This is a genomic window from Rhizobium sp. 05L419 (assembly GCF_056397845.1).
This window is the reverse complement of sequence record NZ_JBFTOF010000051.1, coordinates 7,501-16,938: the sequence shown is the minus strand read 5'-3', so window position 1 is coordinate 16,938 and position 9,438 is coordinate 7,501. Positions and strand designations below refer to the sequence as shown.

Below are 9,438 nucleotides of genomic sequence, written 5' to 3'. Positions count from 1 at the left end.
GCGAGTTCAGCCGCGGATCGCGATAGGCTGTCCACCAGGCAATCGTCGAAACGTCGCCGTCGCCTTTCGTCCCGCCCTCTTTGAACTTGGCCGGAAGCGGCATCTCCGGAGGGACGTGATCCGGACCACTCACGCAGCCCGCGAGAAGGAGCAGCAGTGCCGGAGAGGCGAAACGAAACGATACCATTAACAATCTTCCTGTAACTCGACCAAATTCATTCATGTCTGAAGCCGTCATGCTTCGCTATCGGCCGCGCTTCGCTCAAACGAGAAACACCATCCCGAAGCAGTTGGCGGCAATGTATCAATGAGTTCGCGTTTCTCACAGTGCATTTATATCACACTCCCGTCTCATTTTTTTGGCGCCGCGAGAAGATGCGGCGGATCACGACGAAGAAGGACGGCACGAAGAAGATGCCGATCGCCGTTGCCGAGAGCATGCCACCGAGGACGCCGATGCCGATTGCGTTCTGTGCGGCGGAGCCCGCACCGGTTGCAATCGCCAGCGGTACGACGCCGAGGATGAAGGCCAGCGAGGTCATGATGATGGGGCGCAGCCGCAACCGCGCCGCCTCCAGCGTGGCCTCGATGAGCCCCATTCCGGTCTCCATTCGATCCTTGGCGAATTCCACGATCAGGATCGCGTTCTTCGCCGCAAGGCCTATGGTCGTCAGCAGGCCCACCTTGAAGTAGACGTCGTTCGCCTGGCCGAAGAGGGTCGCGGCCGTCAGCGCGCCGAGAACACCGACAGGGACCGCCATGATGACCGAGAACGGGATCGACCAGCTTTCGTAAAGCGCCGCCAGGCAGAGGAAGACGACGAGAACCGAGATCGCGTAGAGCATCGGGGCCTGCGAACCGGAGAGGCGTTCCTGGTAGGAAATGCCCTGCCAGGCGACTGTGTAGCCGCCGCCGAGCTGCTCGGTCAGCGCTTCCATTTCGTTCATCGCGTCGCCGGAGCTGACGCCTGGCGCAGAAGCGCCGTCGAGCGGGATTGCGCTCACTGCGTTGAAGCGGGCAAGCGTTGGCGCTCCCTTGACCCACTCTGTGCGGGTGAAGGCCGAGAACGGCACCATCTCGCCGTTCGAATTGCGGGCATACCAATGGTCGAGATCGCTCGGCTGCATGCGGAAGGGCGCGTCGCCCTGCACATAGACCGGCTTGATCTCGCCGTTGAGCGTAAAGTCGTTCACATCGCGGCCGGTGAAGATGACGGAGAGCATCGAATTGACCGCGGCGATGTCGACACCCATGGCGCCGATCTTCTCCTGGTCGATGACGATCTTCATCTGGGGCTCGACTTCCTTGTTGTTGCTGCGCAGCGCCACGACCTTGCCACTGGCATTGGCCGCCTGGATCAGGCGCTTGGAAGCGGCATCGAGTGCATCGGTTCCATGACCGCCGGTATCGACCAGATACATGGAGAAGCCGCTCGATACGCCGAGACCCTGAATCGCGGGCGGAAGCAAAGCAAAGACCTGGGCTTCGCGGAATGTGAAGAAGGTCTTGAGCGCGCGCGTGACGACGGCTTGCGCATGCAGGTTCGGATCCGTGCGCTCGGAGAAGTCCTTGAGCTTGGTAAAGACGATGGCGCTGTTCTGGCCCGAGCCGTTGAAGCCGAAGCCGAGGGCCCCGAAGACGGACTGGACGGCGTCCTTTTCGTTCTCACGATAGTACTTCTCGACCTTCTCGACGACCGCCTGCGTCTGCTGGGTGGTGGAGCCGGGAGGAGTCGTGACGATCGTCAACAGGACGCCCTGGTCTTCCTGCGGCAGGAACGAGGTCGGCAGCCGCGTGAAGAGATAGGCGCAGCCGACGCCAACGAGGAGGAAGACGAGCATGACGCGGACCGGACGCTTCAGCAGATAGCCGATCGTGCTGACATAGCCATTGGTCGAGCGCGTGAAGTTGCGATTGAACCAGTCGCCGACGCGGTGCTTCTTGTGCTCGGAGACCGGCTTAAGCATGGTTGCGCACAATGCCGGCGTCAGCACGATGGCGACGAGCGCGGAGAGGAGCATCGCCGAAACGATCGTGATGGAAAACTGGCGGTAGATGATACCCGTCGAGCCGCCGAAGAAGGCCATCGGAATGAAGACGGCGGTGAGGACGAGCGCGATGCCGACAATGGCGCCGGTGATTTCACCCATCGATTTCTCGGTCGCCTCAAGCGGCGATAGCTTCTCCTCGGTCATGATGCGCTCGACGTTTTCGACGACGACGATGGCGTCGTCGACCAGCAGGCCGATTGCAAGGACCATGGCGAACATGGTCAGCGTGTTGATCGAATAGCCCGTGATCGCCAGGATGCCGAAGGTTCCGAGCAGCACGACGGGAACAGCGATCGTCGGGATCAGAGTCGCCCGGAGGTTCTGGAGGAAAATGAAAAGCACGACGAAGACGAGGACGATCGCCTCGATCAGCGTGTGCACGACCTTTTCGATCGAGAGCTCGACGAACGGCGTCGTATCGTAGGGGTAGGTGATCTCGACGCCTTCCGGCAGGCCGCGGCTGATGGTGTCGAGCGCGCTGCGGACACGGGCGGCCGTGTCGATGGCGTTCGCGCCGATCGCCAGGTTGACGGCAAAGCCGCTTGACGGCTGAGCGTTGTAGCGTGACGAGCCGCCGTAGCTTTCCTGCCCGATCTCGATGCGGGCGACGTCGCTCAGACGTACGGTCGAACCGTCTTTCTCGACCTTCAAGATGATGTGCTCGAAGTCGGAAACCGTCGTCAGCTGGCTCTGTGCAGTGATCGTCACATTCAGCTGCTGTCCCTCGACGGCTGGCTGGGCGCCGAGCGAACCGACGGAAACCTGCGTATTCTGCGCTTCGATTGCCGACGTCACGTCGCCGGTGGTCAGCTGGTATTTGACGAGCTTGAAAGGATCGAGCCAGACGCGCATGGCGTAGCCGGAGCCGAAGACGTTGATACTGCCGACGCCCTCGATACGCTGAATCTGGTCTTCGATCGAGGTCGACATGATATTGCCGAGGTCGACGGAGCTGCGCTTGCCGTCGGTGGACACCAGCGAGCCAACAAGGAGGATGCTGGAGGTCGACCGCGTCACGCTGATGCCGGCGTCGATGACGTCGCCGGGGAGTTTCGACTGGACGAGCTGAAGCTTGTTTTGAACCTGAACCTGGGCGATGTCAGGATCGGCGCTGGTGCCGAAGGTCAGCGAAATGCTGGCGGAGCCGGTCGACGAGGTGGACGTCATGTAGGTGAGGTCATCGAGGCCGGTCATGCCGTCCTCGATGATGGTCGTCACTGACTTTTCGACGGTCTCGGCGCTTGCGCCGCGATAGGTGGCGTTGATGCGCACCGTCGTCGGGGCGATGTCTGGATACTGCGAGATCGACAGCGTGAAGATCGCGAGCAGGCCCGCAAGCATGATCGTGATCGCTATGACCCACGCAAAGATCGGGCGTCGGATGAAAAACTTGGCCATTGGGCTATTCCTGTACGGCTCGGATCAATGTTCGTCGCGTTACTTCGCGGCGGGTGTCGGCGCGTCGCCGGAGGCGGCTTGCTCCGCAGGCACGACGATGCCCTTCTCATTGATCTGCATTGGCATCGGCTTCACCGGCATACCCGACGTGATCGACTGCAGGCCGGAGACGATCAGCTGATCGCCGTCCTTGATGCCGTCGGTTACCAGCCAGGCGTTGTTGGAAGGCGATGCGTTTTCGAAGATGCGCGTCTCGACCTTGCCGTCGGCGGAGACGAACTGGGCCGTCAACTCGCCGTTGGCGTTGCGGCTGGTGGCAAGCTGCGGCAGGGCGAAGCCGCTTTCGGTGCCAAGTTCCAGCGTTGCGCGGACATACATGCCCGGCAGGATGATTCGGTCGGGATTGGGGAAGCGCACGCGGATGGTGAAGGTGCCGGTCGTCTCGCTGACGACAGACTTCGACATGTCGAGCGTGCCCTTCTGTTCATACTCCTTGCCGTTTTCCAGTATCAGCCGGAAGGCGCCATTTGCGCTGGGGCCCTTGATTTCGCCGGACGCGATCGCGTTGCGCAGGCGCAGCAGGTTGGTGCTCGATTCCGTCAGAAGGATGTAGGCCGGATCGAGCTGGCGCACGGTGGTCAGCGCGGTGGTCTGGTTGGCTGCAACGACGTTGCCGACATTGTAGGCCGTCTGATCGATGACGCCGTCGAAGGGAGCCGTGATTTGCGTATGATCGAGGTCGATCTCGGCAGCCGTCAGCGCCGCCTTCGCCGCCTCGACCTCGGCCTGGGCCTGAAGAAGGTTTGTCTTGGCTGTTTCGAATTCGATCTGCGTGGCACCCGATCCCACCAGACGCTGGTAGCGGTCGAAATTGCTCTGGGCGCTCGGGACGCTCGCTTCGGCCTTCGCAATGGCGGCCCTGGCCTGGGCGACAGTCGCACGATAGGGAGCGTCCTCGATCTGGTAGAGAATGTCACCCTTCTTGACCTCGCCGCCTTCGCGGAACGGGATTTCACGAATGATGCCGCTTACCTGCGGGCGAATGTCTGCTGTCTGGAACGCTTCGGCGCGACCGGGAAGGATCGTAGTGACGGGGAACATGTTTTTCTTCAGCGCGACGACGCCGACGGGGGCGGCCTGCTGGGCGGCTCCCGCCGCACCTGCAGCACCTTGCTTGTTGCCGCTATCGTTGCAGGCCGCCAGCATGCCGCCGATTGCCAGTGCCGAGGAAACGAGGAAGAAGCGACGTATCATATTGAATTCCTTGTGCGGTGGCAGTCGGAATCAATGGCCTCTTGGGAGAAGGCCGATCATCGATCCAGAATCAAACGCCACTGATCCGAATTTAAGAAAGACTTTACGAAGTGACGTAAGTTATGAATCGTCACTTAGCAAGCGCTATTTTGCAGTGCGGCATCAACGAAAGTGACGATCTGCTGCGCGCGGTGAACAAGTGTGTCCTTGTCGTCACGGGCGATGAGAACGGGGTGCAGGACACTTGCGAGGACATCTGCGACGGTGCTCGCAGCGTCCTCGGGGCTGGCGCAATGATAGCGGCCCGTGGCGATGCCTTTGCGTATGATGTCATCCAGTTTCCGGACAATGCGCTCCCGATATCGAACGGCTGCGTCGAGCTTTGCCTCGACCGTCATGAGGACCATTTCGAAAAGGTAGGGGTTCTGCTGGATGTCCTCCAGATGGCTGTCGAGCAAGCGCAACACAAAGCGCAGCAGCTGTTCCTTCGGCGGAAGGTCGTCGTCAAAGGACGCAAAACGATCCGCCACATTGCCGAGGTGGCGCTCGGCAATGGCGTCGGCGAGGGCAGACTTGGAACGGAAATGCTTGAAGACGTTGGCGGGCGACATGCCCAGAGAGGCTGCGATGTCGGCGATCGAGACTGCGACGAAGCCACGCTGGCGAAACAGGAGTTCCGCCATTGTCAGAATGTCTTCGCGCGTCTCTTCGGCCTTGCGTCTTGGCCTGCGTGCCATGCCGTCCCCCGCCGGTTTGATCCGGCGCCCCATCTCTGCCAACCCTAACGCCAGTTGAGGAAAGCCCGCAAGTCAATGTTGCAGGCACTCCCTCGCTGCAGCCGGGTCGATCTAGGCGAAATAGGGCGACAGATTGCGGCGAACGCGCTCGACCGGCGTGGCCTCGCTGTCGTCCGGCACGAAGGGCTGCGCGGTGATCGCCTCGTAGGCCTTGATATAGACCTTCGAGGTCTGCTCGATCAGTTCGGCCGGAATTTCCGGAATTTCGTCCTTATAGGGGTCGCAACGCTCGGCCACCCAGGCGCGGACGAAGTCCTTGTCGAAGCTTGCCGGGCGCGTGCCGGCGTCGAAGCTTGCCTGGTAGCTGTCCGCCAGCCAGTAGCGGCTGCTGTCCGGTGTGTGGATCTCGTCGGCAAGTATGATCGTGCCGTTCTCGTCGGTGCCGAATTCGTACTTCGTATCGACGAGGATCAGCCCACGTCTGGCCGCGAGTTCCTGGCCACGGGCGAAGAGAGCGAGCGCGTATTTCGAAAGGGTCTCCCACTGCCCCTGGGTTAGCAGGCCGCGATCGACGATTTCGGCCGGCGTCAGGGGCTCGTCGTGTCCGCCGTCGAATTCCTTGCTGGTCGGTGTGATGACCGGCTCCGGAAGCTTCTCGTTGTCGCGCAGGCCATCGGGCAGGCGCATGCCGTACATCTCGCGTTCGCCCTTCTTGTAGAGCGTCAGGATCGAGGTGCCGGTCGTGCCGGCGAGATAGCCGCGAACGACGATCTCGACCGGCAGGATATCGAGACGCTTGCCGATGACGACGTTCGGGTCGGGATACTCGATGACGTGGTTCGGGCAGATGTCCTTCGTCGCCTCGAACCAATAGCGTGCGGTCTGCGTCAGAACCTGTCCCTTGTAGGGAATGCAGGTGAGGATGCGGTCGAAGGCGCTCAGCCTGTCCGTGCTGATGATGATGCGGCGCCCGTCGGGAAGGTCGTAGTTTTCGCGAACCTTGCCGCGGTAGTAATTCGGCAGCTCTGGAAAATGGGCTTCGGAGAGGATTGGCACGTGCTCGACCGTCCTTGTCAGTTATCGGGGCATTCCCTTGCTCTAGTTCCATCGCCGGCGATGTCAAGCAATCCGGGCCTAAAGCCAGAACACATATATAAGAAGCAGGCTCAAAGCATAGCTTGCCACTGCCACCGGAGCCCCGGCCTTCGGGAAGTCGGCGAAGCGATAGCTGCCGATGCCCATGGCGAGCGTGTTGTTGTGGTGGCCGAAGGGTGTCAGGAAATCCAGCGAGGCGCCGGCCGCGACCGCGATCAGATACGCTTCCGGCGCATGATGGCCGAGGGCTGCAAACTCCAAGGCGACAGGACTGAGGATGATGGCCACCGTGGCGTTGTTGACGAACGGCGTCAGCGCCATGGCCAGGAAGAGAATGAGCGCGAGACCGGCCAGCGGCTTGTCGACGGGCACGGCGAGACTGAGGGTGGCTGCGATCATTTCCCCGGTGCCGGTGCTTGCGACTGCCGAGCCTATGGGAATCATCGCGGCGAGCATGATGATGATCGGCCAATTGAGATCGGCCATCGCCTGGCGCATGTTCAGATAGTTGAAGAGCGCCAGTGCGAGGACGACGCCGGCCAGCGCAATGTCCGGCCGAACGATCCCGAAGGCCGTCGCGGCGATGCCGCAGGCGAAGATCGCGAAGGGCTGCCATGTGCCTGCCGCCGGGGATGGGGCCGCCGGCGAGGCGAGGGGAAGGCATTCGCACTCGTCAAGAGCGTCCATGATGGCCTCGCGCACTCCCTCCAGCACGACGACATCGCCGATCGAGAGCTGCAGGTCGTCGAAGCGTCCTTCAATACGCGGGGATCGCATCGACAGCGCGGTGACCGCAACATCGCGGCTGGCAAAGACGTCCAGTGAGCGCAGCCGCGAGCCGACCAGGGTGCTTTCGGGCATGACCACGGCCTCGATCCGCGTCGTCTCTTCCTGCCATGAAGCCCTACGCGCCGTCGCCAGAGCGCCGGATGCCGCAAGCTCGTCGAAGACCGCATCGTCAGCCTCCGCCAGTAGCAGATCGCTCATTTCAACAACGGAGTTGTCCGGCGCGCCGAACACGAAGACGTCATTGCGTAACAGGCCATGCGGGCGCAGCGCGAAACGATCCGGCAGCGCCGAAAGGCGTGTTCCGACGAGCGGCGAGTTGGCCGGAACCCGGCGCTCTGCCACCATGCGACGCCTTGGGGGAGCGACAGCGGTTGACGGATCTTCTTGCCTGCCGGGAAAAAGCCGGGGCGCCAGCCATGCGGTCAATGCTATTCCGGCGATCGCGACCGGCAGGCCGACATAGGCGAAATCGAAGAGCCGCAGACCCCTGCCGGTCGCTTTGGAAAGGGCATCGCTGACAATCAGGTTCGCAGGCGTTCCGATCAGCGATACCAGGCCGCCGAGCAGGGCGGCGAAGGAAATCGGCATGACCAGCTGGCGCTTGGGAATTCCCATGATGGTGCTGACGCGGAGCGCTACGGGCAGGGCGATCGAGAAGGCGCCGATATTGTTCATGAAGATGGAGATGAAACCCGTCGCCGCTGACAGGATCGCGATGACGCCCGAGCTCGAAAAGCGCGCATCCGCCAGGATGATCGTGAGCCGATCGAAAAGCCGGGTGCGGGCCAAAACCTGCGCGACGAGCAGGATTTCCACCACCGTTATGACGACAGGGCTGGCAACACCCGCAAAGACCTGATCAACCGGGTAGAGGCCGAGCGCATAGCCGGCAAGCAAGCCTGCGATCGCCACCACCTCGACGCGGAAACGATCCATGAGAAGAAGAGCGAGCATCGCGACCAGCAGGATCAACAGCGATGCTTGCTCGAAAGTCATGAGATCTTCCGAAACCTATTCGATCGCGACGAATGTAGCCGTTCGGTGCGCGCTCTGTACAGGGCCAGGCGCTGCGAAGCGCGGATGCAGAGCGAGTTCAGGTGGCACGAGATCAGGCGCCCGGGCAGCGCCAGCTGCCTCCGTCGGTTCTTTCGAGCAACGGCGTCGAAAAGACGCCCACGGTCCGGTCCAACCATTGCGGGCCGGCGCTCGCCAGTTTCTCCCGCCAGCGCTCCGATTGCAGCATTGCGGCACCGATTGCAGCCGGTTCGACGGAGCAGGCCGAAAGCAGCTCCAATCCCGACAGGATCGAGGTGCCGCTGGAGATCACATCATCGATCAGTGCCACCCTGCGGCCTTCAAGAAGAGGCAGCATGCGCGGGTCTATATAAAGACGCTTCTGCTGCGTCGGCGTCGTGATCGAGGAAAGCGGGACAGACAGGTCGTCGCGGTACCAGAACTTCCGGGAGGTGCCGAGCGGCACGTATCTTGTGTGTCCGAGCTTCTGCGCGAGCGCGGACGCGAGCGTCAGGCCGAGGGTGGGCAGGCCGACGACGACGTCGATATTGAAGGGGCCGAGCTTGTCGGCAAGGCGTTCGGCCAGGGCATCGAGAACTTCGAAACTTGCCTGGTTGACGATCAGCGAGGCAAGAGCATGCCGACCGTCCGCCATCACGCGCAAGGGCAGGCGAAGCTGGCGTCCATCCTCAAGCTCGGCAACATAGAAAGAGGTGAAGTCGTTGTGGAGCGGGAAGCTGCCTGCCGGATGCATTTCCTGCCAGAAGTCGTGTGCAGGCAAGTCTGTCATGTGGTCAAGTCCGCCATGTCATCAAGTCCGATCTCACCTGTCATGCCGTCAAATCCGGCATGACATCAGTTCCGTTTCGTCGCTTCCATGCCGGCGCGCCGGCGCAGCGCCTTGAGTTCCGCTTCCGTGAGCGGCCGCACGGCGCCTTTCGGCAGGTCGCCCACCTGCACGCCGCCGATCGCAACGCGCACCAGGCGCAGGCATTCGGCTCCGAGGGCTTCGAGCATGCGGCGGATCTGCCGGTTGCGGCCCTCGTCGAGTTCGACCTCGATCCATGAATTCCGGTCGCCATTGCGCAGCAAGGTCGCCG

Annotated in this window: 7 protein-coding genes and 1 pseudogene (1 of these 8 only partly in view); all 8 read right to left on the bottom strand. The window is 62.0% G+C overall.

Going from position 1 to position 9,438, the window contains the following annotated elements; all coding sequences use genetic code 11:
* A pseudogene (locus AC1DMK_RS30310) lies at positions 1-187 on the bottom strand (efflux transporter outer membrane subunit); the annotation flags it as partial.
* A 151-nt stretch (positions 188-338) separates the two neighbouring features.
* Positions 339-3,449, bottom strand: a complete 3,111-nt coding sequence (locus AC1DMK_RS30305; RefSeq protein ID WP_477863941.1) for an efflux RND transporter permease subunit — start codon at positions 3,447-3,449, stop codon at positions 339-341.
* A gap of 39 nt (positions 3,450-3,488) precedes the next feature.
* Positions 3,489-4,703: an efflux RND transporter periplasmic adaptor subunit gene (locus AC1DMK_RS30300; RefSeq protein WP_477863940.1), complete on the bottom strand. Its 1,215-nt coding sequence runs from the start codon at positions 4,701-4,703 to the stop codon at positions 3,489-3,491.
* Positions 4,704-4,837: 134 nt separating this feature from the next.
* Positions 4,838-5,440: a TetR family transcriptional regulator gene (locus AC1DMK_RS30295; RefSeq protein ID WP_477863939.1), complete on the bottom strand. Its 603-nt coding sequence runs from the start codon at positions 5,438-5,440 to the stop codon at positions 4,838-4,840.
* 111 nt (positions 5,441-5,551) lie between these two features.
* Entirely contained in the window at positions 5,552-6,496 is a 945-nt protein-coding gene (locus AC1DMK_RS30290; RefSeq protein ID WP_477863938.1) for a phosphoribosylaminoimidazolesuccinocarboxamide synthase, read from the bottom strand.
* Between the two features lie 78 nt (positions 6,497-6,574).
* Positions 6,575-8,320: an SLC13 family permease gene (locus AC1DMK_RS30285; protein WP_477863937.1), complete on the bottom strand. Its 1,746-nt coding sequence runs from the start codon at positions 8,318-8,320 to the stop codon at positions 6,575-6,577.
* Positions 8,321-8,432: 112 nt separating this feature from the next.
* Positions 8,433-9,128, bottom strand: a complete 696-nt coding sequence (locus AC1DMK_RS30280) for a phosphoribosyltransferase (RefSeq protein ID WP_477863936.1) — start codon at positions 9,126-9,128, stop codon at positions 8,433-8,435.
* Positions 9,129-9,193: 65 nt separating this feature from the next.
* Positions 9,194-9,438, bottom strand: the final stretch of a protein-coding gene (locus AC1DMK_RS30275; RefSeq protein ID WP_477863935.1) for a pseudouridine synthase. 562 nt of this gene lie beyond the right edge of the window; 245 of the gene's 807 nt are visible here — the last part of the coding sequence; the start codon falls outside the window, past its right edge; it ends in the stop codon at positions 9,194-9,196.

Bases quoted from the DNA above. Each gene is read 5' to 3' on its own strand.
- AC1DMK_RS30280 (WP_477863936.1), bottom strand. From the start codon at position 9,128: ATGACAGACTTGCCTGCACACGACTTCTGGCAGGAAATGCATCCGGCA.
- AC1DMK_RS30300 (WP_477863940.1), bottom strand. From the start codon at position 4,703: ATGATACGTCGCTTCTTCCTCGTTTCCTCGGCACTGGCAATCGGCGGC.
- AC1DMK_RS30285 (WP_477863937.1), bottom strand. From the start codon at position 8,320: ATGACTTTCGAGCAAGCATCGCTGTTGATCCTGCTGGTCGCGATGCTC.
- AC1DMK_RS30295 (WP_477863939.1), bottom strand. From the start codon at position 5,440: ATGGCACGCAGGCCAAGACGCAAGGCCGAAGAGACGCGCGAAGACATT.
- AC1DMK_RS30305 (WP_477863941.1), bottom strand. From the start codon at position 3,449: ATGGCCAAGTTTTTCATCCGACGCCCGATCTTTGCGTGGGTCATAGCG.